The sequence below is a fragment of the Paralcaligenes sp. KSB-10 genome (assembly GCF_021266465.1).
Taxonomy (GTDB): Bacteria; Pseudomonadota; Gammaproteobacteria; order Burkholderiales; family Burkholderiaceae_B.
Genome location: NZ_CP089848.1, coordinates 3,516,334 through 3,537,766, shown reverse-complemented (window position 1 = coordinate 3,537,766; position 21,433 = coordinate 3,516,334). Strand labels below are relative to the sequence as shown.

The 21,433-nt window shown below is 56.5% G+C and carries 21 protein-coding genes and 4 tRNA genes; 1 reads left to right on the top strand and 24 read right to left on the bottom strand.

The genetic code is table 11. The features are described from left to right. Nucleotides 1-156: 156 nt before the first annotated feature. The 16 genes from rplL to LSG25_RS16165 form a co-directional block, all read right to left on the bottom strand. Entirely contained in the window at nucleotides 157-534 is a 378-nt protein-coding gene (rplL, locus tag LSG25_RS16240) for a 50S ribosomal protein L7/L12 (RefSeq protein ID WP_232741930.1), read from the bottom strand. Nucleotides 535-610: 76 nt separating this feature from the next. Continuing rightward, nucleotides 611-1,135 (bottom strand): 50S ribosomal protein L10, encoded by a 525-nt coding sequence (gene rplJ, locus LSG25_RS16235; RefSeq protein WP_232741929.1) that lies wholly within the window; start codon nucleotides 1,133-1,135, stop codon nucleotides 611-613. A 253-nt stretch (nucleotides 1,136-1,388) separates the two neighbouring features. After that, nucleotides 1,389-2,084, bottom strand: a complete 696-nt coding sequence (gene rplA, locus LSG25_RS16230; protein WP_232741928.1) for a 50S ribosomal protein L1 — start codon at nucleotides 2,082-2,084, stop codon at nucleotides 1,389-1,391. A 2-nt stretch (nucleotides 2,085-2,086) separates the two neighbouring features. Further along, nucleotides 2,087-2,518: a 50S ribosomal protein L11 gene (rplK, locus tag LSG25_RS16225; protein WP_232741927.1), complete on the bottom strand. Its 432-nt coding sequence runs from the start codon at nucleotides 2,516-2,518 to the stop codon at nucleotides 2,087-2,089. Nucleotides 2,519-2,582: 64 nt separating this feature from the next. Then, nucleotides 2,583-3,116, bottom strand: a complete 534-nt coding sequence (gene nusG, locus LSG25_RS16220) for a transcription termination/antitermination protein NusG (RefSeq protein WP_232741926.1) — start codon at nucleotides 3,114-3,116, stop codon at nucleotides 2,583-2,585. 9 nt (nucleotides 3,117-3,125) lie between these two features. Further along, nucleotides 3,126-3,506, bottom strand: a complete 381-nt coding sequence (gene secE / locus LSG25_RS16215; RefSeq protein WP_232741925.1) for a preprotein translocase subunit SecE — start codon at nucleotides 3,504-3,506, stop codon at nucleotides 3,126-3,128. 54 nt (nucleotides 3,507-3,560) lie between these two features. Then, nucleotides 3,561-3,636, bottom strand: a tRNA-Trp gene (locus tag LSG25_RS16210). Between the two features lie 126 nt (nucleotides 3,637-3,762). Next, nucleotides 3,763-4,953: an elongation factor Tu gene (tuf, locus tag LSG25_RS16205; RefSeq protein ID WP_232741924.1), complete on the bottom strand. Its 1,191-nt coding sequence runs from the start codon at nucleotides 4,951-4,953 to the stop codon at nucleotides 3,763-3,765. 49 nt (nucleotides 4,954-5,002) lie between these two features. Next, nucleotides 5,003-5,077 (bottom strand) — tRNA-Thr (locus LSG25_RS16200). 46 nt (nucleotides 5,078-5,123) lie between these two features. After that, nucleotides 5,124-5,197, bottom strand: a tRNA-Gly gene (locus tag LSG25_RS16195). 178 nt (nucleotides 5,198-5,375) lie between these two features. Next, nucleotides 5,376-5,462 (bottom strand) — tRNA-Tyr (locus tag LSG25_RS16190). 96 nt (nucleotides 5,463-5,558) lie between these two features. Next, on the bottom strand, nucleotides 5,559-6,482 hold the full coding sequence (locus LSG25_RS16185; RefSeq protein WP_232741923.1) for a ParB/RepB/Spo0J family partition protein: 924 nt from the start codon (nucleotides 6,480-6,482) through the stop codon (nucleotides 5,559-5,561). 11 nt (nucleotides 6,483-6,493) lie between these two features. Next, the gene (locus LSG25_RS16180) at nucleotides 6,494-7,327 is read right to left on the bottom strand and encodes a ParA family protein (RefSeq protein ID WP_232741922.1); all 834 of its coding nucleotides are present in this window, start codon (nucleotides 7,325-7,327) and stop codon (nucleotides 6,494-6,496) included. Further along, nucleotides 7,324-7,995: a 16S rRNA (guanine(527)-N(7))-methyltransferase RsmG gene (gene rsmG, locus LSG25_RS16175; RefSeq protein WP_232741921.1), complete on the bottom strand. Its 672-nt coding sequence runs from the start codon at nucleotides 7,993-7,995 to the stop codon at nucleotides 7,324-7,326. Before rsmG ends, LSG25_RS16180 begins: the two co-directional genes overlap by 4 nt. Beyond that, nucleotides 7,995-9,905, bottom strand: coding sequence for a tRNA uridine-5-carboxymethylaminomethyl(34) synthesis enzyme MnmG (gene mnmG, locus LSG25_RS16170; protein ID WP_232741920.1), 1,911 nt, complete (start codon nucleotides 9,903-9,905; stop codon nucleotides 7,995-7,997). The genes rsmG and mnmG overlap by 1 nt, the downstream gene beginning before the upstream one ends. 1,612 nt (nucleotides 9,906-11,517) lie before the next feature. Beyond that, a complete protein-coding gene (locus LSG25_RS16165; protein WP_232744734.1) occupies nucleotides 11,518-11,724 on the bottom strand; it encodes a cold-shock protein in 207 nt (68 codons plus the stop codon). A gap of 322 nt (nucleotides 11,725-12,046) precedes the next feature. Between LSG25_RS16165 and LSG25_RS16160 the strand changes: the two genes are divergently transcribed. Continuing rightward, nucleotides 12,047-13,216, top strand: coding sequence for a methionine aminotransferase (locus tag LSG25_RS16160; RefSeq protein WP_232741919.1), 1,170 nt, complete (start codon nucleotides 12,047-12,049; stop codon nucleotides 13,214-13,216). Nucleotides 13,217-13,352: 136 nt separating this feature from the next. On the opposite strand, the gene LSG25_RS16155 is transcribed toward LSG25_RS16160, so the two are convergent. From LSG25_RS16155 to LSG25_RS16120, 8 genes are all read right to left on the bottom strand, one after another. Continuing rightward, nucleotides 13,353-14,879, bottom strand: a complete 1,527-nt coding sequence (locus tag LSG25_RS16155; protein WP_232741918.1) for a tripartite tricarboxylate transporter permease — start codon at nucleotides 14,877-14,879, stop codon at nucleotides 13,353-13,355. Next, a complete protein-coding gene (locus tag LSG25_RS16150; RefSeq protein ID WP_232741917.1) occupies nucleotides 14,876-15,313 on the bottom strand; it encodes a tripartite tricarboxylate transporter TctB family protein in 438 nt (145 codons plus the stop codon). Before LSG25_RS16150 ends, LSG25_RS16155 begins: the two co-directional genes overlap by 4 nt. Before the next feature lie 143 nt (nucleotides 15,314-15,456). Then, nucleotides 15,457-16,434, bottom strand: coding sequence for a tripartite tricarboxylate transporter substrate binding protein (locus LSG25_RS16145; RefSeq protein WP_232744733.1), 978 nt, complete (start codon nucleotides 16,432-16,434; stop codon nucleotides 15,457-15,459). Between the two features lie 123 nt (nucleotides 16,435-16,557). Then, entirely contained in the window at nucleotides 16,558-17,937 is a 1,380-nt protein-coding gene (locus LSG25_RS16140; protein ID WP_232744732.1) for a sensor histidine kinase, read from the bottom strand. Nucleotides 17,938-18,010: 73 nt separating this feature from the next. Next, on the bottom strand, nucleotides 18,011-18,688 hold the full coding sequence (locus LSG25_RS16135; RefSeq protein WP_232741916.1) for a response regulator: 678 nt from the start codon (nucleotides 18,686-18,688) through the stop codon (nucleotides 18,011-18,013). A 314-nt stretch (nucleotides 18,689-19,002) separates the two neighbouring features. Further along, nucleotides 19,003-20,064 carry a metallophosphoesterase gene (locus LSG25_RS16130; RefSeq protein WP_232741915.1) on the bottom strand — a complete coding sequence of 354 codons (1,062 nt, stop codon included), beginning with the start codon at nucleotides 20,062-20,064 and terminating at the stop codon, nucleotides 19,003-19,005. Between the two features lie 5 nt (nucleotides 20,065-20,069). Continuing rightward, nucleotides 20,070-20,732 (bottom strand): urease accessory protein UreG, encoded by a 663-nt coding sequence (gene ureG, locus LSG25_RS16125; RefSeq protein ID WP_232741914.1) that lies wholly within the window; start codon nucleotides 20,730-20,732, stop codon nucleotides 20,070-20,072. Between the two features lie 9 nt (nucleotides 20,733-20,741). Next, the gene (locus tag LSG25_RS16120) at nucleotides 20,742-21,431 is read right to left on the bottom strand and encodes an urease accessory protein UreF (protein WP_232741913.1); all 690 of its coding nucleotides are present in this window, start codon (nucleotides 21,429-21,431) and stop codon (nucleotides 20,742-20,744) included. Between the last annotated feature and the right edge of the window lie 2 nt (nucleotides 21,432-21,433).

Here is a 21,433-nt window from a genome sequence, read left to right as displayed (position 1 = left end):
GAGCACTCCGACTCGAGGGTTACATGGGCCGTCAACCACGGCCCCGGTTTACGACTCCAGAAAATCCAACTTGATGGCAACACTCAAATCATGGATTTTCTGGAAACGCAAAAGCCCGGGAAGGCTTCAGCGCTTCCCGGGCGGGTACAGCAAGCTTTATTTAAGCTCGGCTTTTGCGCCAGCTTCTTCAAGCTTTTTCTTGGCGGCTTCGGCATCTGCCTTGGCCAGGCCTTCTTTAACGGGCTTGGGAGCACCGTCAACCAGGTCCTTGGCTTCTTTCAAGCCCAAACCGGTCAGTTCGCGAACTGCTTTAATGACGCTAACTTTGTTTGCGCCGATTTCGGTCAGTACAACGGTGAACTCGGTTTGCTCTTCAGCGGCGGCAGCGCCACCAGCGGCGGGAGCAGCCACAGCCACAGCGGCGGCAGCAGCCGACACGCCAAATTTTTCTTCCATTTCCTTGATCAGCTCGGACAATTCGAGCACGGTCATGCTAGCGACAGCGTCAAGGATTTCAGCTTTGCTTAATGCCATTTTTTAGAACTCCAAATATTGATAAATGCCAGGGTTGGGTGTCGCTCGGTCGTTCGACGATTTCCGATTCCACTGCTTACGCAGCTTCTTTCTGGTCGCGCACAGCCGCGAGGCCGCGTACGAACTTGGTCGGAACTTCGTTGAGCGTACGCACAAATTGCGCAATCGGGGCTTGCATGGTACCCAGCAGTTTCGACAGCAACTCTTCACGCGAGGGCATGGTGGCCAAAGCCTTCACACCTTCTTGGCTCAAGACGTTATTGGGCAATGCCCCGCCTTTGATAACCAGCTTTTCGTTGCTTTTCGCGAAACCGGCAAGTACTTTTGCCGCCGACACTGGATCGGTGCTAATCCCGTAGATTAGCGGACCAGTGAGCTGATCCGACAAACCCTCGAAAGGGGTTCCGGAAACAGCACGGCGAACCAGCGTGTTTTTGAGAACACGCAGATACACGCCCGACTCACGCGCAGTTTTGCGCAGTACGGTGACAGAGGCGACGTCCAGACCACGGTACTCGGCGATAACAATCGATTGTGCCTTTGCAACTTCTACAGAGACTTCTTCGATTACTACCGCTTTCTCTTGGCGATTGAGACTCACGGTTTGAACACTCCATCAAAAGACGTCCGGGAGGGTCCCCGACGTCAACCGAATGCGGCGCACCTGGTCGAGTTCTTTAGAAAAGAATTCTTCCATGGGCGCCGTCTGCGCTGGATTCAGGCCAGAAACAGCCTGGGATTAAGCTTGGACTTGCGGATACATGCGTTCTGCAGGTCGTTCGCTCCAGCGGTCTTTGACAGCGGCGTCCGAGAAACCGGACGCAGCCCAAAGTTCTTTTTGCCTAGGGCTTGAATCAAGCCGTCAGCGAAGCAATTTCTACGCGAGCCCCGCCACCCATCGTGGACGACACAGCGAGCTTGCGCAGATAAATACCTTTTGCAGCAGCGGGACGAGCCTTGTTCAGGGCATCGACCAGGGCGGCCAGGTTGGTTTGCAACTGTTCCACGCCAAATGAAGCGCGGCCAATCGTGGCATGGATGATGCCGGCCTTGTCGGTACGGTACTGCACCTGACCCGCCTTGGCATTCTTGACTGCCGTGACGACATCGGGGGTAACCGTGCCTACTTTGGGGTTAGGCATCAGGCCGCGAGGGCCCAGTATCTGACCCAGGGCGCCAACCACGCGCATGGTGTCGGGCGAAGCGATCACGACGTCGAAGTCGAGCTGACCGGCCTTGATGCTTTCGGCCAGGTCGTCAAGACCAACGATATCGGCGCCGGCAGCCTTGGCGGCCTCGGCTTTTTCGCCCTGAGCGAACACAGCCACACGTACCGTTTTACCGGTACCGGCGGGCAGAACCACCGAGCCACGCACGAGTTGATCCGATTTCTTGGGGTCGATACCCAATTGAACGGCAACGTCGATGGACTCGTCGAACTTGGCGGTGGCGGTTTCTTTAACCAGGGCCAGCGCTTCGGTAACCGGATAAAACTTGCTGCGATCGATTTTTGCCTGGATTGCGACAACGCGTTTGCTTAATTTCGACATGCTTACACCCCTTCAACCGTAATGCCCATGCTACGAGCGCTGCCAGCGATCGTACGTACGGCTGCATCCAGATCGGCGGCCGTCAGGTCGGGCGATTTGGCTTTGGCGATCTCTTCGGCTTGCGCACGAGTCAGAGTGCCCACTTTGTCGAGGTTGGGACGAGCCGAACCTTTTTGCACACCCGAGGCCTTCTTGATCAGGACAGTCGCCGGCGGCGTCTTCATGATGAAGGTGAAGCTCTTGTCGGCGTAGGCGGTGATGACCACAGGAATTGGCAAACCCGGCTCCATGCCTTGGGTTTTGGCATTGAATGCCTTGCAGAATTCCATGATGTTCAGACCACGCTGACCCAGCGCCGGACCGATAGGGGGTGAGGGATTAGCCTTACCAGCTGGCACTTGCAGCTTGATAAAGCCGACGATTTTCTTCGCCATGCTTTGCTCCTTGCGGGTTCAAACACGAGCATTGCGCGGCAACACTCGCTCCCCGGGGTTGAAATCAGGTCTTTTCGACCTGGCCAAAATCGAGTTCCACAGGGGTGGCGCGGCCAAAAATCGTAACCGACACACGCACCTTGCTTTTCTCGTAATTCACTTCTTCGACGTTGCCGTTGAAATCGGCAAACGGACCTTCCTTGACGCGGACCATTTCGCCCACCTCAAAGAGAACTTTGGGTTTGGGCTTCTCGGTGCCTTCTTCCATCTGGGACAGGATCTTCTCGACTTCGCGGTCGGAGATCGGCGCCGGACGATTGCCGGACCCACCCAGAAAGCCGGTAACCCGGTTCGTATTCTTTACCAAATGCCAGGTTTCGTCGGTGAGATCCATCTCGACCAGAACGTAACCGGGAAAAATGCGTCGCTCGCTAATGGACTTTTTACCGCCCTTGACCTCGACGACTTCTTCGGAGGGAACCAGGATACGGCCGAAAGACGTTTGCAATGCGGCCCGCTCGATACGCTCGAGCAGCGCCTTATGCACACTTTTTTCCATTCCGGAATAGACATGGACGACATACCAACGCTTGCTCATGTGTGCCCTTTATTTCCAGCCCAGCAGCAAGCCATAAATGACCCACTCCAGACCTTTGTCGACAACCCACAGCAAGATACCCATCACGGCGACGAAAGCAAAGACGATCCCGGTCATCTGGGTCGTTTCCTTGCGCGTTGGCCACGTCACGCGCTTGACTTCGTTATACGAATCCCGCCCGAAACTCAGCGTGCGGCGGCCCGGTTCGCTAAACCATGCGATCAACGCGGCCACGGCCAAGCTGCCGAGAAATACGCCGACTCGAAGAACAGAGGACTGATTTTCGAGTACCGAATACGCGACTATGCCAGCAATAATGACCAAAACTGCCAAACCGAGCTTGAGGCGGTCTACAGTACTGGTAACGGTTTCAACATTGGTATTCGACATATTCCGGCGCGTGAAAGGCCACGCTATACGCAACCTGCGATGTGATACTGATTGTGGCAGGGGCAGAAGGAATCGAACCTTCAACCTTCGGTTTTGGAGACCGACGCTCTGCCAATTGAGCTATGCCCCTAAACCCGAAGAGCGACAAGTCTGCCTGATAGCCCGCCGCTCTTTACAACCGCTATGCTATACATCAATTCGAACGAACTAGCCTGGGTTTTAAACTAATTCGCAAGACAACATTGGAGTATAACGCTTACTTGATGATTTTGGCAACGACGCCGGCGCCCACGGTACGGCCGCCTTCGCGGATCGCAAAGCGCAGCCCCTCTTCCATGGCGATCGGCGCTATCAGCTTGACCGTCATCGACACGTTGTCGCCCGGCAACACCATCTCTTTGTCTTTCGGCAAATCGATCGTCCCCGTCACGTCCGTCGTGCGGAAGTAAAACTGCGGGCGATACCCGTTAAAGAACGGCGTGTGACGCCCACCCTCTTCCTTGGACAGAATGTACACCTCCGAGGTGAACTCCGTGTGCGGATTGATCGAACCCGGTTTGGACAACACCTGGCCGCGCTCGACGTCTTCGCGCTTGGTGCCGCGCAACAATATACCCACGTTGTCGCCCGCCTGGCCCTGGTCCAGCAGCTTGCGGAACATCTCCACGCCCGTGCACGTCGTCTTGACCGTGTCCTTGATGCCCACAATCTCGATTTCCTCGCCCACCTTCACCACGCCGCGCTCGATCCGGCCCGTCACCACCGTGCCACGACCCGAGATCGAGAACACATCTTCCACCGGCATCAGGAACGCCCCATCCACCGCCCGCTCGGGCATCGGGATGTACGTGTCCAGCGCCTCGGCCAACGCCAGAATCGCCTGCTCGCCCAACGGACCCTTGTCGCCTTCCAGCGCCAGCTTGGCCGATCCCTTGATGATCGGCGTGTCGTCGCCCGGAAAGTCGTACTTCGAGAGCAACTCGCGCACTTCCATTTCCACCAGCTCGAGCAACTCCTCGTCGTCGACCATGTCGGCCTTGTTCAAAAACACAATAATGTACGGCACGCCCACCTGGCGGCTCAGCAATATGTGCTCGCGCGTCTGCGGCATCGGGCCGTCCGCGGCCGATACCACCAAAATCGCTCCGTCCATCTGCGCCGCGCCCGTGATCATGTTCTTCACATAGTCCGCGTGACCCGGGCAGTCCACGTGCGCGTAGTGACGGTTCTTCGTCTCGTATTCCACGTGCGAGGTGTTGATCGTGATGCCGCGCGCCTTCTCTTCGGGCGCCGCGTCAATCTGATCGTACCCTTTCGCCTCGCCACCAAACGCCGCCGACAGCACCGTCGTGATCGCCGCCGTTAACGTCGTTTTGCCGTGGTCCACGTGACCTATCGTACCTACGTTGACGTGCGGTTTGGTCCGTTCAAACTTACCTTTTGCCATGGCTGACTCCTGACTATGGAATAAAGCTATAAATAATAATGAAAATGGTTGGTGCCCATGACGCGGATCGAACGCGTGACCTCTCCCTTACCAAGGGAGTGCTCTACCACTGAGCCACATGGGCAACTTCTTTTTGTTGCACCCACCCTGCCGGGCGAGAATCAAAAAACTGGAGCGGGTGAAGGGAATCGAACCCTCGTCGTAAGCTTGGAAGGCTTCTGCTCTACCATTGAGCTACACCCGCAGGGGATTCTGTTCATACCTGTTTTACATGTGGCCGGCGCTGTGGCTGCCCCGCACTACCGTAACCGCCCGGTGCGAACACGTATTAATTACCTGCCATTAATCGCCCGCATCACGGCGCCGGTTCCAGCGCGTCGTTGCCTACAACAGCCCGCATATTCTCTACGGCCATAAAACTCTGGTGGTGGGGGTTGGATTCGAACCAACGTAGACGCAAGGTCAACAGATTTACAGTCTGCCCCCTTTAACCACTCGGGCACCCCACCAAAAGAGAACTGCGAATTATGCAGAGTTTTTAAAAACTTGTCAAATTGGGCGAAGGCGCCAAACCGTGCCGGCAAGCCTCGCCGCGGCCCCGAATTTCAGGCCTCGACCACGCCCGACAAGCCCTGGCGTTCAAGCAGGGAATTCAGATGCTCCCAGCCATGAAAATCGATCATGAGCTGGCCGCGGCTTTTGGCACCGACCTTGAGCGTAACCCGGGTCCCGAGATGATCGGACAGCGCCTGCTCAAGCCGCTTGACATCGCCCGACTGGGCCACGGATTTGCGCGGCGCCCTGGTCTGGGCTTCCTCCGCTTCGCGTATGCTGCGCGCCACCAGCTTTTCAGTTTCACGCACCGACAGGCGTTTGGCGATGATTTCGTTGGCCAGCAGAATCTGCGAGGCGGAGTCCGTTGCCAACAGCGCCCGCGCGTGGCCCATGTCGATGTCGCCGGCCAGCAGCATGGTCTGCACCGGGTTGGTCAAGTTGAGCAGGCGCAGCAAGTTGCTGGTGGCCGAACGCGAGCGTCCAATTGCCTGAGCCGCCTGTTCATGGGTCAGGCCGAACTCATCGAGCAGACGCCGCACGCCGTGGGCTTCTTCAAGCGGGTTCAGATCTTCGCGTTGGATATTTTCGATCAGCGCCATCACCGCCGCGCTTTCGTCGGGAACCTCGCGCACCAGCACCGGCACCTCGGCCAGGCCAGCCAATTGAGCCGCGCGGAAACGTCGTTCACCCGCGATGATTTCGTAATGTCCGTCTTCTTTGCCACCCAAAGGCCGCACCAGAATAGGCTGCATGATGCCCTGTGTACGGATGGATTCCGCGAGTTCGTTCAAGGCGCCTTCATCCATGCGGGTGCGCGGCTGGTATTTGCCGGCGCGCATTTTTCGCACATCCAGGACCGATGGCGGCGCGCTCTTTTTTTCAACCGCCTTGCCCAGATCGCCGATCGCGCTTGCATCCTCGCCCAGCAAGGCTTCCAGGCCGCGGCCCAGGCCCTTTGGTTTCTTTGTTGCCATAGTGTTTTCCTTTAATTCCCTGTGCCCGTCTGTTGGGCGCCAAGCAGCTTGGCCTCTTGTTTGACACGCTTGATAAGCTCGTTGCCGAATTCGATATAGGCTTTGGCGCCGCGCGAATTCTTGTCATACACCGTACCCGGCAAACCGTGGCTGGGCGCCTCTGCCAGCCGTACATTGCGCGGCACGATGGCCTTGAACACCTTGTCGCCAAAATGCGTTTCGATCTGCGCCGAGACCTGTTGCTGCAGCGTGACTCGCGGATCGAACATGACTCTTAACAAACCGATCAAATGCAGTTCGGGGTTGATATTGCGATGCACGCGCTTGACGGTGTTGACCAGGTCGGACAGGCCTTCGAGCGCAAAATATTCACACTGCATCGGGATAATCACGCCATGGGCCGATGCCAGCCCGTTCAATGTCAGCAAAGAGAGTGTCGGCGGACAGTCGATAAGTATGAAATCGTATTCGCCAATGATCAGGGCAATGGCCTGCTTGAGCTGCTGCTCGCGATCATCCATCTGGATCAGGTCGATTTCAGCGCCGGACAGCTCGCGATTGGCGGGCAACACATCGTATCCGCCGGCATCCGATCGAACCCGCGCGCCCGCGATGGTGGCCTCGCCGATCAACACCTGATACAGGTTTTTCTCGATGGAATTCTTGTCGATGCCGCTACCCATGGTGGCATTGCCCTGCGGGTCCAGGTCGATCAGCAGGACCCGCTTGTTATGCGCCGCCAGGGCCGCGGCAAGATTGATGGCGGTCGTGGTCTTGCCGACCCCTCCTTTCTGGTTGGCAATACAAAATACATGGGCCCTGTTGTTTGAAGCATTTTGACTCATAGATTTCCTTGGCGGCGATTCATCCAGACCAGACAACGCTGGGCATTCAATTCGGGTACGACTAAAGGTTCGATATGCGCCACGCACCAGTCGGTTTCCTGCTGCAGCGCCTGCACTTCCTCCTGCGGGTCGCGGCCTTTCATGGCCAGCAGCCACCCCTGGCGGGCAGCGTGTCCGCCCGCCAGTGTCGCAAAATCGGCCAGCGAAGCAAAGGCCCGCGACACGACAATGTCTGCATTCAAGCTATCGAGCGCCTCCGCCCGCGCATGTACCGCGTGCAAATTGGGCAAATGCAAGGCTCCGGACATTTGCCGCACGAATGCCGTTTTTTTTTCCACCGCGTCGACGCAGTGAACCTGCCACTCAGGACGCATCACAGCGATTACAACGCCCGGCAGGCCTCCCCCCGAACCGATATCGGCAATCGTCCCATTGACGCGGCCATCGGCGCTTAGCGCCGCCCGCATGGGCTCCACCACCGAAAGGCTGTCAAAAACATGCTGGACCAGCATTTGCCCGCCATCGCGCACCGCCGTCAGATTGTAGGTGCGGTTCCAGCGCTGCATCTGGGCAATGTAGTTCAGCAGGGTCCCGTTCTGTGCACGATTCAGTTCGATGCCCAATGACCGGGCGGCCTCGTCCAGCCGATGAGCCTGATCCGTGGCCATTACGCCGCTTTCTTGCCATATTGCAGGCGTTTGAGGTGGATCATCAGCAAAGAGATGGCGGCGGGCGTCACGCCCGATATACGGCCGGCCTGGCCTATCGTTTCCGGGCGGCTCGCCTTGAGCCGCTGGCGCACTTCTATCGACAGACTGGTCACCACGTCGTAATCGATGTCCGCGGGGATGGCCTGCTGTTCATGAGCGGACTGCTTATCGACTTCCTCCTGCTGGCGTGTCACATAACCCGCGTATTTCACCTGGATTTCAACCTGCTCGGCTGCCACTTTATCACTCAGTCCGGGCCCAGCGAGGCTTTCCCCATCGATCTTGCGAACCTCCATCAGCGCCCGATAACTGACCTGAGGGCGTTTCAATAAGTCAGTTAGTGAGTACTCACGCTCTATTTGCTTGCCCAGCAAGGCTTCAGCGGTATGTACCGCCAGAGTTTTCGGGTTGATCCAGATCGATTTCAAACGTTCGACTTCCGAGGCCACGGCGTCGCGTTTACGATTGAATAAATCCCAACGAGCGTCGTCGACCAAGCCCAGGCGACGGCCTTCTTCGGTCAGCCGCATATCCGCGTTGTCTTCCCTCAAGCTGAGCCTATATTCGGCACGCGAAGTAAACATGCGATAAGGTTCCGTCACGCCCCGGGTAACCAGGTCATCGACCAAAACCCCTAGATAGGCCTCATTACGCTTCGGCGTCCAGGAATCCAGGCCCTGCGCCTGGCGAGCCGCATTCAGGCCAGCCAGCAGGCCTTGGGCGGCGGCTTCCTCGTACCCGGTGGTGCCATTGATCTGCCCGGCAAAAAACAAGCCCTTGATTGCGCGGGTTTCCAGGCTTGCGCTTAATTCACGTGGATCGAAATAGTCATACTCGATGGCATACCCTGGACGCATGATGACTGCGCTTTCCAAGCCGGGCAAGGTTCTTAGCAAGGCCAACTGCACATCAAAAGGAAGGCTGGTCGACACCCCGTTGGGATAAATTTCATTTGTCGCCAGCCCCTCTGGCTCCAGAAAAATCTGATGGCTGTTCTTGTCGGCAAACCGTTGAATCTTGTCTTCGATCGACGGACAGTAGCGCGGCCCTATTCCCTCGATGACACCGCTATACAAGGGCGAGCGATCCAGGCCTGCACGGATAATGTCATGAGTACGCTCGCTGGTATGGGTAATCCAGCATGGCAATTGCCGTGGGTGCATGGTGCTCGAACCCATGTACGAGAAAACAGGCACCGGGTCGGTGTCGCCAGGCTGCACCTCAGTACGGCTGAAATCGATAGTCCGGGAATCGACCCGCGGCGGCGTGCCAGTCTTCAGGCGCCCTTGCGGCAGTTTAAGCTCTTTAAGCCTCTGGCCCAGCGTTATAGCAGGAGGATCTCCGGCACGGCCTGCCGAATAATGATTGAGCCCCACGTGAATCAACCCATTGAGAAATGTGCCGGCAGTCAACACGACCGTTCGCGCCTTGAACGTCAGGCCGATCTGTGTGACCGCACCAACAACTCTATCCCCATCAAGCATCAAATCTTCAACGGCCTGCTGGAAGATCGTCAGATTGGGCTGATTTTGCAGAATAGTCCGAATTGCCTTGCGGTACAGAGATCGGTCGGCTTGAGCACGGGTCGCACGAACAGCGGGGCCTTTTGAGCGATTCAATATCCGAAACTGTATCCCCGCCTGATCAGTAGCATAGGCCATGGCACCACCCAGAGCATCTACCTCTTTGACGAGATGCCCCTTACCGATTCCTCCTATGGAAGGATTGCAGGACATTTGGCCCAGCGTTTCCATATTGTGGGTCAATAGAAGGGTGCTCGCGCCTGTTCGAGCCGCGGCCAGCGCCGCTTCGGTTCCGGCGTGCCCGCCGCCGATGACGATTACGTCAAACTCATCTGGATAAATCATTTTGATTGGGGTTTCATAAGAACAACGAACGTCATTATACCGCCCGCGTTTCCGATGTTCCACGTGAAACATAGATCATCTTGTAAGAATTTCAATGTCATTTGCATGTTCCACGTGAAACATCTATGTTTAACAAACAGCACACTTAGTAAGGTTCAATGAAATGCTTGGCGAACGAGGTAGATATCATGGCTATTTGTAAGGCCAAGGTGCGCCTATAGGCCCGTAATGGGAGATCAAAACAACAGGCTGAGCGGTGATTTCTGCCACGGGGAAAGCAAAACCCGAATGGGCTTCGAGAGGAGTGAAACTTGGCAGGACGAAGCACTTAGTGTCGCGATGTGTGTGTCGACTAAAGCATTTTTTGGTCAAAGTGGTTACGGCACTCGATGGATTGGTCGCTTTGGTATTTGAAGACGCCGTCTATCGGGGCTTGGGATCAGGACCGGCACGGCGTGCTTGATCCGGATCTACCTCGTCCAGGCGGGCGTCGGGCGAACTCGCCCAGCCTCGCGAGGCTGGGCTCAGACAGCGCCCGCCGAAAGCCCCCGCCTTCCCTACGGTAGCATCCGGCGCACGCCTTACGCCGGCCCTGACCCCAAGCCCCGATAGACGGCTCGCGTTGTGGCATGCCTGGAATTGCATCACGGGATGCCCGGAATTTACGTGCTTGCACCTACCGTTAATGGGCCAGCACCCCTAGAACCGTTAACGTGCCCGCACTCATGCCTCCATCACGTGGCCGTATCTACTTCGATTGACTTCTTGATGGATTGACGACTCGATTGACTAAACGCCCACCGCCTCAACGTATCCCGTGATTGGCTAAACGCCGCTTCCCCAACATATACCTCGATGCATTACCTCAACGCGAGCCGCAGGGTGGGCGGTGCTGTGTAGTCCGGCGGTAGTCCAGCGGCGGGTGCTGACGAAGGGAAGGCGGGGGCCTTCGGCGGGCGCTGTCTGAGTGTCGCCCCGCACCGCGGGGCGACGCGAGTTCGCCCGACGCCCGCCTGGACGAGGCAGACCCGGGTAGTCGGCTAGCGCAGCTAGCCGACCGCTGGACGTGCCGGACTACACAGCACCGCCCACCCTGCGGCGTCTTTATAGAATCAACCGCCGCCTACACAGCCAACACAGCAACGCACCGTCCAAAACCATCGCCCCAGCCAATACAGGCAGCTCAAAGTCACTACCCAAGCCTAAATGCTACTAAAACGAAAGCCACTAAAATGAATTGGCATCCAAATCAGCAAAAGCATGTTCGACGTGAAACATACGAAACAAAGCAAGCATCATTCCGCCACGAACCAGCTTATTAAGAGCACTCACAATAATCCAAGCGGGCACTTGACAAGATGATGAGCCAACGGAAAACGCAGATATCGATCGATTCGAATCAAGAAACAACCCGCAACTTAGCCAAACGATAAAGCAGACAAAACACGATTGGACAACTCTGTGGATAAGTCGGTGAATAGCCTGGGGATTAGCGGTGCATAAGCAGGGAAAAGTCCAGGATAAAACCGCCCTCAAATGCAAAAACGCCCCGGCCGAAACAAGCCAGGGCGTTCAAAAAGCCGTGCAGTGAACTGCACAAACTCAGCGGAGATTACAAAGGGCGAATCTCGGCTGCTTGCGGGCCTTTAGGGCCGTCTTTAACTTCGAATTCGACTTCCTGGCCTTCATTCAGGCTGCGGTAGCCGCGACCTTCGATTGCTGAGAAGTGAGCAAACACATCGGTGCCGCCCGAATCTGGAGTAATGAAACCGAAGCCTTTATCGGCGTTGAACCACTTGACTTTGCCCTTTTGAGCCATGATGTTGTAGCGTCCTAAAAATAAACAAAAATGCAATAAACCAAGAACGCCGACACGAACTAGACTGGATCCTGCTATAGACACCTGGCACTAATGCTTGAAGCCTAAAGCATATTGATCAACTATAAACGAGACCCGCGCACTGCTTGATTTCCACTGCAGGTGTGAGCATACCCACGCCGCTTCTCTTAATCAAATACTTGTTTACCCCAGTGTGGTATTTTTCCGTCAGGCACGCGCTATAGTTGTGTGAAGGGCTGCTTTTTTAACATTACTCGTCCAGACGGCTCAAAATCTCTCTTTTCCTTTGCCATCAATCGCCATGAAGTTCGAATCCAAACTACCCGATATCGGTACAACCATTTTTACGGTCATGAGCCAGCTCGCCACCGAGCATCGGGCAATCAACCTGGGCCAGGGATTTCCCGACTTTAATCCAGATCCAAAGCTACTGGCCCAAGTGACTCAGGCCATGTCGGACGGACACAATCAATATCCGCCCATGCCAGGCATCCTGCCGCTGCGCCAAGAGGTCGCCGGCAAGGTCCAGACCCTGTACGGCAGGGCCTACGATCCCATCACAGAAATAACCATCACCAGCGGCGCCACCGAGGCGCTGATGGCCAGCATACAGGCCTTCGTGAAGCCCGGCGACGAAGTCATCGTGATCGAGCCGTTCTACGACCTCTACATACCCACCATTGAACTCGCCGGCGGCGTTCCGGTGGTCGTGCCCATGCAGGCGCCGACCGCCGACCAACCGCTGTATCGCGTCGACTGGCAGCGTGTGCGGGACGCCGTCAGCCCCCGCACACGCATGCTGATGCTGAATTTCCCGCACAACCCGACTGGCATCATCCTGGGCGAAAGCGATCTGGACGCGCTCGAAGCTCTTGTCCGCGACACCGGCATCATGTTGCTGGCCGACGAAGTTTATGAACACATCGTATTCGATGGCAACACGCATCAAAGCGTGGCGCGCCGCGAATCCCTTGCAGCCAACGCCATCGTCATCTCCTCATTTGGGAAAACGTATCACGCCACCGGCTGGAAAATCGGTTATTGCTGCGCCCCCAAAGCCCTCACCGCCGAAATCCGCAAAGTGCATCAATTCATGGTGTTCACGGTAAGCTCGCCCATGCAATTCGCGCTGGCTCATTACATGCAAGATCCGGCGCCATACCTGGGCTTGTCCGACTTCTATCAAAAAAAGCGCGACCGACTCCATGCCGGCCTGAGCACCACGCGCTTCAACCCTCTGCCCAGTCAAGGCACCTTCTTTTTGTTGGCGGACTACCAGCAGGTTTCCGATCTGCCGGAAGCTGAATTTGCGCACTGGCTGACCACCCGGCATGGCGTTACCGTCATTCCCGTCTCGGCGTTTTACCAGGATCCCGGCGCTCCCGGATCCAACCATCAACTGATCCGCTTTTGCTTCGCCAAACAGGACCATACACTGGACGCCGCCGTGGCAAAACTGGCCCGCATCTGAAACACAAAGCCCGCCGGCGTCTTCACAGCGTTTTTCCGTAGGACCCACAAAAAATAACCCCCACTGCCAGAAGCAGGGGGGACCGAAAACTAGCTGAAAACCCTCAATCCATGGGGGTTTTCATTGAACAGCCTCGTCAGGCAGGGGTTTGAACCGCACGCGCTCTTTTCTTGATGTAGCGCATCAGCTGCGGCATAACGACCACCAGTATCGACACAATCCACAAACCCTTTGATACATTGCTGTCGAACAACACATGCACGGCTCCGTCGGTCATGGACAGGGCGCGCCGCAAGTTCTGTTCCATCATATTGCCGAGCACCACACCCAGCACCAAGGGCGCCATGGGAATGCCGCCCTTGCGCAGGAAATAGCCAAGAGCGCCTATGCCCGCCACCATCAGCAGATCGAAGGTCCCCGCATTAATGGCATAAACACCGATATAGCTGATGCACAAAATACCAGGCACCATCAGCCAGCCCGGAACGGCAAGCACTTTGGAAAAAATGCGCACCATGGGCACGTTCATGACAAACAGCATGACATTGGCAATAAACAGCGAAGCGATCAAACCCCACACCAGTTCGGGCTTGGTGTCGAACAGCACCGGACCCGGAGTGATGTTGTACAAGGTCAAGGCACCCATCATCACGGCCGTGGTACCCGAACCGGGCACGCCCAACGTAAGCATGGGAACAAAGGAACCGATTGCCGAGGAAGTGGCCGCCGCTTCAGGAGCCACCAGGCCGCGCAAATCGCCCCGGCCAAACTTGGCATTGGGGTCCTTTTCTTCGCAAATCCGTTTTTCGTTCGAATAGGCAACGGCAGCCGCCACGCTGGCGCCTGCACCGGGCAGTACCCCCACGCCGAAACCCAGCAGCGCGCTGCGCACTACGCTCCACCATGTGAAAGCCATTTCCTTCAGATTGAAGATCTTGCGGCCGCTGGACTTGACTTCAACCGTGTGGCCAGCCATGACTTTCTCAAGCATTTCAAGCATTTCGGACACCGCAAACAAGGCGATGACCACCACAACGAATTCGATCCCGTCAAACAGATGCACAGATTCGAACGTATAGCGATAAACGCCCGAGTTGGAGTCTACCCCCACGGTCGCTATCGCAAGGCCTATCATGGCCGCCAAAACGCCTTTGACGGGCTGTTTACCCAGCAGGCTGGTCAGACAGCAGAAGGCGAAGATCATCAGGACGAAATACTCGGCCGGTCCGAATGCCAACGCCCACTTCGCCAGCAACGGCGCCAGCAGAATGATCCCGAAAACCGAGACGATCGAGCCGAAAAACGCCGACCAGGCCGACAAGGACAAGGCCACATTGGCCAAACCCTGGCGCGCCAGCGGATAGCCGTCGAGCGTCGTCATGATGGCACTGGCTTCGCCCGGCACATTGATGAGAATAGAGGTAATCCGGCCGCCGTACTCGGCCCCTACATAAACCGCCGCCAGCAGGATCAGCGCCGTTTCCGGCGGCAGATTCATGGCAAAGGCGATGGGAATCAACATGGCGACGCCGTTGATGGGCCCCAGGCCCGGCAATACACCAACCAGCGTTCCAAAAAACGAGCCTATGGCCGCAACCAGCAGATTATTCCAGGAAAAGGCAACATGGAAGCCTATTGCGAGATGATCCAAAATGCCATTCATAGCAAACCTCCCAAAATACCTGTGGGCAGCACCACATCCAGGCCCCGATCAAACAAAAAGAAGAACAGCCCGCTCATGATCAAGCCGCCGCTGATCACTTTTAACCAGGAACCGCTGAACAGGCGGCCAACCAGAACCGTCATGCAGGTGGTGGCCACGATAAAACCCAATAACTGGAAAAAATAGGCATAAGCGGCGCAATACGCCACCATTAGCGTGATGCGACTGTTGGCGCCCGCCGGATTGGCTTCCGCCTGGTTGCCGCCCTTGACGACCATCCACACACCGCACAAGGCGATAATGAAGGCGACCAACAGGGGGAACGCACGCGGCCCGACGGGTTCATAGGAAAAGGGGGCTTCAATATCCCAGCCGAACCAAGTCATCAGCGCGGCAAAAACAAGGGCGGCAATGCCCAGAATTCGATCATTCATAATTAAAAGATTCCACGGTCTGTCCCGGGTAGGAGCTACGCCTGGCCTACGCTTGGAAACAAGCATCCTTGGTCGAGGCGAGCAAGCGGGCTGGCACCCTGTCGCCTGCGCGACTTGGACAGCCAGCCCTATTTCGATACTGCCTATTTTTTGATCAGGCCAAAGGAATCGGCCAATTCGGCATACGCCTTGACGCGCTGTTTAACGTAGGCATCAAGCTCGGCACCGGTTTTGTTGAATGGAAATAGGCCCTGTTTTTGCTGTAATGCCGCAAAGTCGGGGTTCTCCTGGGTCTTCTTGAAGGCGTCAACCCACCAGTTGTATTGCGCGTCGGAAACCTTGGGCCCTACATAGAAGCCGCGAATGATGGGCCATTCAATGTCAAACCCTTGCTCTTTGGCGGTGGGAACGCTGGACAGCTTGCCGGGCAAACGGACATCGTTGAACACCGCCAGCACCCGGATGGGAGCGCCACCTTCAAGCATGGTGAAGGCTTCGGCCGCATCACCCATATAGGCCTGGATATGGCCGCCGCGCAGTGCGGTCAGCGCCTCGCCGCCCCCTTCGAATGCCACAAAACGCATTTTCTTGTAATCGACACCCGCCGCTTTGGCGGTCAGGGCCGCTTTCATCCAGTCCTGGCTGCCCACGGTGCCGCCGGCACCCAGCACAATCTTGCTGGGATCGGTTTTGAAGGCCTCCATCAGCTCCTTCAGGTTTTTATAGGGCGAGTCGTCGCGCACCACCGCTACGCCATAATCGGAACCAATAGCCGCCAGCCAGCGCACATCGTTGACATTGTATTTGCCGAATTTGCCTTGAGCGAGGTTCAGCAGGGAGCCGCCGGAAAAAGCAATGATGGTGCTGCCGTTATCGGGCTTTTGCGCCACTACGTGATTGTAGGCAACCGCACCGATGCCGCCAGGCATATAGACGATGCGCATGGGTTCTTTAAGTTGTCCAGCCACCTTCAAACCCTCCTGGGCCAGGCGACAGGTCAGGTCAAACCCGCCTCCGGGCTGAGCCGGCGCAATACACTCGGGGCGGCGGGGTTCATCGGCAGCCGAAGCCGCCGTCATGGCCAGCAGGGAACTTGTACCAAGCAGCAAGCCCGCCATCATTGTGGACAAAAACGTTTTTTTCACTCTTATCTCCTGGTAAGAATCATTTACAGGTCAGGTACCAAAACCCTTTTCTATTGTCTGGTTCGACAAAGGTACGTAACCGTACAAAACGCTTGCTTTCTAAAGGCTTTCAACTTGATTGTTTTTTTCCAAAAGACGTCTTTGGTAGGGGAAACCTAGGGTAAACACTAGCTTGGCGCGGCATCCTTGCCGCAACGATTCCAACATAAACCGGCCGCGATGCTGCACCATGATGGTGTGGACAATAGCCAGCCCCAGGCCGGCGCCGCTGGTATTTTTACCGGCCGCGCCGCGCCGAAACCGGATGCCGGCTTTTTCGATATCATCGCTGGACATGCCCGGCCCGTTGTCTTCCACGATCAGGCAGGCACTGGGACCTTCCACTCTTATGCGCAGCGTCAGCACTCCGCCATTGGGTGTATAGCGGATGGCGTTATCAAGCAGGTTGACCGCGGCTTCACGCAATAGCCATTCCAGCCCCCAGACCTGAACAGGCACTTCAGGACATTCCAGACCGAAATCCAGGCGCTTGGCGCGCGCCACCGGATACATATCCTTGAATATTGCCTGAGCCATTTGCACAAGATCTATTTTCTCCAGTCCCTCACCGGTTTCAAATGGCGATCCCTCCTTGGCCTTGGCCAGCGACAGCATCTGGTTGGTCGTACGCACGGCGCGATCCAGTCCTTCACGCATGGCTTGCAAAGCCGAATGTATTTCCTGAGGATCCTTTTCGCGCAATGCATAGCCCAGTTGCGCCCGCAACACGGATAACGGGGTGCGCAACTGATGCGAGGCATCATCGAGAAACTGACGCTGCAGTCGTGCTTGCTGCGCATAACGGGCCATATGCAAATTGACCGCGGTAACCAGAGGCTGTACTTCGGCGGGCACGTCATCGGCCTCGACTGGCCGCAAATCGTCAAAACGACGCTTTTCCAGATTTTGACGCAAACGAGTCAAGGGACGCACCGCGAACAGTACGCCAAGCACCACGATCAACACAACCAGCGCAACAACGGCCAGATCGCGTTCAATCGAACGCAGCAGCATGGAATGAATGAATTGCTCGCGCGAATCGATGTCTTCGGCAACCTGGACAATCACCCGCCCACCACGATCGTTATACAAGGGCGGATTCATGGGCCGCGCCAGCGCCGCAACACGTATGGCCTGCCCCAGATAATTGGCCGTGTAGAACTGGGGCACACCCGAAACCAGAGGAGTCGGCGGCAGAGGCAGTTCCTGGTTGCCTATTTCCGCCAGACCATCTTCGGTCATGACTCGGTAATACACCCGTTCGTTCGCAGTGAGCTCGAAGAACTCCAGCAGCAAATAAGGCTGCTCCAGCGACAGACCGCCGCTGGCCGTGGAAATGTTGTAGTCCATGGAGCGCAAAGCCCCTGCCAGGGAACGGTCGTAGGCAATATCGATCTGCGCGCGCAGTTGGTGATTGGACGCCCATAGCGCCGCTACCATGATAAGAATAAGAGCAGGCACCAGCGACCAGAGCAACACCGACTTCAGTCCGCCGGTCCAGGGGTAAATCTGCTTAAGTTGCACCAAGGGGCTCCAGGCTATACCCCATGCCTCGCAACGTCACTATTTGCGTACCGGTGTCGACCAATTTTTTGCGTAGCCGGTGAACCAGTACCTCGACCGCTTCCAGATTCACTTCCTTTTCGTCGGAATTGATGCGATCCAGGATCTGTTGCTTGGCAACGGGCTCGCCGCTTTTTTGGATCAACACCTTCAGCACAGCATATTCTTTGGGCGACAAGGCCAGAACCTGGCCATTGATCAAAAATCGCTGTGCCGCCGTATCGAGACTCAAGGCCCCCAGAGCCAAACGGGGATGTTCGCGCCCCCGACTGCGGCGAATCAAGGCAACAAGCCGGGCTTCAAGTTCTTCAACTACAAACGGCTTGGGTAAAAAATCATCGGCACCCTCGTGCAAAGTATCAATCCGCTCAACCAGGGAGTCCCGGGCAGTCAGCACCAGGACGGGAGTTCTGTCGTCTCGGGCGCGCAACCGGGTCAAAAAAGTGTGGCCATCCATTCCGGGCAAGCCCAGGTCAAGAATTACAGCATCGAATTCTTCCACTGCCAAACGCCGTTCGGCCAGCTCGGCATCGTCGGCCCAATCGACTGTGAATCCACCGTGTCTGGCCAGACTGCGTGAAAGCCAGTGAGCCAATTCTATTTCATCTTCAACGAGGAGTATACGCATTTGCTTTTTGGGCGATGCCTAGGGGTGGAAAGGAAAGTGTTTTAGTTTTTCCTTATTTTTTATATATATAAAGATTAATAATAATGGGTGTTTGTGGATAAGTGGAACATCACGAAATTGTTCAATTGTTTCAGTTGCTTGGAAGCCATTTTTGGCGGGAATAAGTTCTGTTCTGGGGGTGGACTGAAGTCGAACAACTTTTGGCTTTTGGAAAAAAGGGTGGCTTATCCCTATCTCGTCCACAGCCTGTGCACAATTCGTTTGCTTAGGAGTTATCCACAGGCTAAAAAATGGTAAATAAATGTAATTTTTGGCTAATCGGCCTTTACTGTATCGACGATTTCGCCTGAATCGAATACCAGGCGGTTTTCGGGCCATTGAAGGGCGGCCAGCTTGAAGCGCGAGGTATCGATGGACCGATTGGCCCGGCGGTCGCGCCATCGGGCGCCCACCGAAAAGTCCACGCAAAATACATTGCGGTGTTTACCGTGCCAGGCAGCGGGCGGAATACTTTTGAAAAGCTGGCTATAGCGAGGGCTGTTTTCTTCCTGGTGGCTTCGAAACAGCCGCCAGTAATGACCGATCACGACCGGCGTAAGTTCGTCGTAGTCGTCCCACCAGTTGACCCGGTCTGAAAAGCGCCACCGGTTGCCGGCAAAGAAAGGGCTGCTTGCCATGCGTTCCACGCCTGAAGTCAGCACCTTGAGCGGATTGACCATCTGCTGGGCGGCTTCGTATTCGGCGATTGCGTGCAAAAAGGGCGGCGGCGAGTGTTCGTCTTCGAGTTCTTTGATCCATTGCTGTTTTTCAGCGAGGTAGCGCTGATACAAACCGGAAGCTTGTGCTGTGCTTTGCGCGAGATAGTCCCAGATCTTGAATTGTTCCGTCACGCTGCCCAGGGGCAGGGAGCTGACGGCCTCGATGGCCGGGTTGCTCCAGGCGGCATGCACCACTCTGATGTCTTTGCGGACCAGGGCGACCGGCAGGCCACCTAGAAATTTTTTCAGCGCCTGGCGTTGTTCTGGAGGAGTGCGTCGGAAAGGCGCGTAATTTTTCTGGTCGCGTTCGTGGCGTTCGTCGAAGAACCAGCCCGACCCGTCTTTGATATCGTCGACCAGCAGATTCATTTCGTGATTGCCCAGGATGGCGTGGGCGTTGCCCTGTTCGACCAGGTGCTGTACGAACTGGATGACGCCGTAACTGTCGGGACCGCGATCGCACAGATCGCCGACAAACACCAGTTTGCGCTGGTCCGGGTGCTCTCCCTGGGCGTTGTAGCCCAGATGCACCAGCAGGGTCAGCAGGGCGGTGAGTTCGCCGTGGATATCGCCGACAATATCCAGGGCATTTTCGGGCAGGCGCTGTACCAGAGACATGGCGGTCAGGCGGCTGAGGCCGAGGTTGACAGCAGCCCTTCGCGCTCGATGAAGGAAATGATGTCTGCAAGGCCGATATGGTGTTTCAGATCGCACATGACAAAGGGGCGGTCGCCGCGCATGCGTCCGGCGTCTTCCTCCATGACCTTGAGAGAAGCGCCGACATAGGGCGCCAGGTCGATTTTATTGATGATGAGCAAGTCGGATTTGGTAATGCCGGGGCCACCTTTGCGGGGGATTTTCTCGCCGCCGGCGACGTCGATCACGTAAAGGGTCAGGTCGGAAAGTTCGGGACTGAAAGTTGCTGCGAGATTATCGCCGCCCGACTCCACGAAAACGATGTCGGCGTTGGGAAACTTGGCAAGCATGCGGTCTATGGCCTCAAGATTGATCGACGCATCTTCACGAATGGCGGTGTGGGGGCAGCCGCCCGTTTCAACCCCCATGATGCGTTCCGCGGGCAAGGCGCCCGAAATGGTCAGGAGGCGTTGATCTTCCTTGGTGTAGATATCGTTGGTGATGGCGATAAGATCGTATTTGCGGGACATGCCTTTGCACAAGGCTTCCAGCAAAGTGGTTTTGCCTGAACCAACCGGACCGCCAACGCCGACCCGCAGCGGAGGAAGTGTTTTGGTCCGTGCCGCGGAAGAAATGAGGGGCTTGGACATGGATATCCTTTACGAACGAAACAAGCGGGAGTATTGAGTCTCGTGGCGGGATGACAGAATTGCCAGTTGGGGACCCATGGAACATATATGCGGAGGGCTATCGGCGGCGCGAATTTCCGCCTGCTGGATAACGTCGGGAATAAGCTGGCGCAATTGATTCAGAATGCGCTGGCCTGCCGCCTGCCCCAGGGGAATGGTTTTGATGGCGGCCATGACCTGGTTTTCAAGCCAGGAAAACAGGCAGGCCGTCAGGCCGTCCTGCCGGTTCAAAGTCAGCGCGTGGGCGGAAAAGGCATGGGCGGCGAGCAAGGTGATGGGGTCATGTTGGAGCAGATGCGACAGGGCGGCCTTTTCACCCCAGTTCAGATCAGAAGCCAGCTTGGCCAGCGACCAGCCCATTTGTTCGGTTTCCCTGCGCATTTCATTTGTTTCGCGTGAAGCGTGGAACCAGTCGTTCCAATAGCTGGCCTGAACGAAGTCCCGGGTAGACCAGGCATCGAATAAAAGCATCCAGACGGGGGCGTCGCACTGAGCCATGACCACCGTGAGCTGGTCTTCGATCCAGCGGCTGGCGCTGGATTCGTCGCTGACGAGCTGCTGGTCGACCGCGGCTTCAAAACCCTGCGAATAGCTGAACCCGCCAATGGGAAGTGCAGGAGAAGACAGTTGCAGCAGCGCGGCCAGTTGGCTCGTATTCATGG

What these genes read in the sequence shown, in the direction of transcription:
- LSG25_RS16150 (WP_232741917.1), bottom strand. Translation starts at nt 15,313, where the DNA reads ATGAATGATCGAATTCTGGGCATTGCCGCCCTTGTTTTTGCCGCGCTG.
- nusG (WP_232741926.1), bottom strand. Translation starts at nt 3,116, where the DNA reads ATGAGCAAGCGTTGGTATGTCGTCCATGTCTATTCCGGAATGGAAAAA.
- mnmG (WP_232741920.1), bottom strand. Translation starts at nt 9,905, where the DNA reads ATGATTTATCCAGATGAGTTTGACGTAATCGTCATCGGCGGCGGGCAC.
- tuf (WP_232741924.1), bottom strand. Translation starts at nt 4,953, where the DNA reads ATGGCAAAAGGTAAGTTTGAACGGACCAAACCGCACGTCAACGTAGGT.
- LSG25_RS16145 (WP_232744733.1), bottom strand. Translation starts at nt 16,434, where the DNA reads ATGATGGCGGGCTTGCTGCTTGGTACAAGTTCCCTGCTGGCCATGACG.
- LSG25_RS16130 (WP_232741915.1), bottom strand. Translation starts at nt 20,064, where the DNA reads ATGTCTCTGGTACAGCGCCTGCCCGAAAATGCCCTGGATATTGTCGGC.
- LSG25_RS16160 (WP_232741919.1), top strand. Translation starts at nt 12,047, where the DNA reads ATGAAGTTCGAATCCAAACTACCCGATATCGGTACAACCATTTTTACG.
- LSG25_RS16120 (WP_232741913.1), bottom strand. Translation starts at nt 21,431, where the DNA reads ATGAATACGAGCCAACTGGCCGCGCTGCTGCAACTGTCTTCTCCTGCA.
- LSG25_RS16185 (WP_232741923.1), bottom strand. Translation starts at nt 6,482, where the DNA reads ATGGCAACAAAGAAACCAAAGGGCCTGGGCCGCGGCCTGGAAGCCTTG.
- rsmG (WP_232741921.1), bottom strand. Translation starts at nt 7,995, where the DNA reads ATGGCCACGGATCAGGCTCATCGGCTGGACGAGGCCGCCCGGTCATTG.
- rplL (WP_232741930.1), bottom strand. Translation starts at nt 534, where the DNA reads ATGGCATTAAGCAAAGCTGAAATCCTTGACGCTGTCGCTAGCATGACC.
- rplA (WP_232741928.1), bottom strand. Translation starts at nt 2,084, where the DNA reads ATGTCGAAATTAAGCAAACGCGTTGTCGCAATCCAGGCAAAAATCGAT.
- LSG25_RS16165 (WP_232744734.1), bottom strand. Translation starts at nt 11,724, where the DNA reads ATGGCTCAAAAGGGCAAAGTCAAGTGGTTCAACGCCGATAAAGGCTTC.
- LSG25_RS16180 (WP_232741922.1), bottom strand. Translation starts at nt 7,327, where the DNA reads ATGAGTCAAAATGCTTCAAACAACAGGGCCCATGTATTTTGTATTGCC.
- LSG25_RS16155 (WP_232741918.1), bottom strand. Translation starts at nt 14,879, where the DNA reads ATGAATGGCATTTTGGATCATCTCGCAATAGGCTTCCATGTTGCCTTT.
- LSG25_RS16140 (WP_232744732.1), bottom strand. Translation starts at nt 17,937, where the DNA reads ATGGTAGCGGCGCTATGGGCGTCCAATCACCAACTGCGCGCGCAGATC.
- secE (WP_232741925.1), bottom strand. Translation starts at nt 3,506, where the DNA reads ATGTCGAATACCAATGTTGAAACCGTTACCAGTACTGTAGACCGCCTC.
- ureG (WP_232741914.1), bottom strand. Translation starts at nt 20,732, where the DNA reads ATGTCCAAGCCCCTCATTTCTTCCGCGGCACGGACCAAAACACTTCCT.
- LSG25_RS16135 (WP_232741916.1), bottom strand. Translation starts at nt 18,688, where the DNA reads ATGCGTATACTCCTCGTTGAAGATGAAATAGAATTGGCTCACTGGCTT.
- rplK (WP_232741927.1), bottom strand. Translation starts at nt 2,518, where the DNA reads ATGGCGAAGAAAATCGTCGGCTTTATCAAGCTGCAAGTGCCAGCTGGT.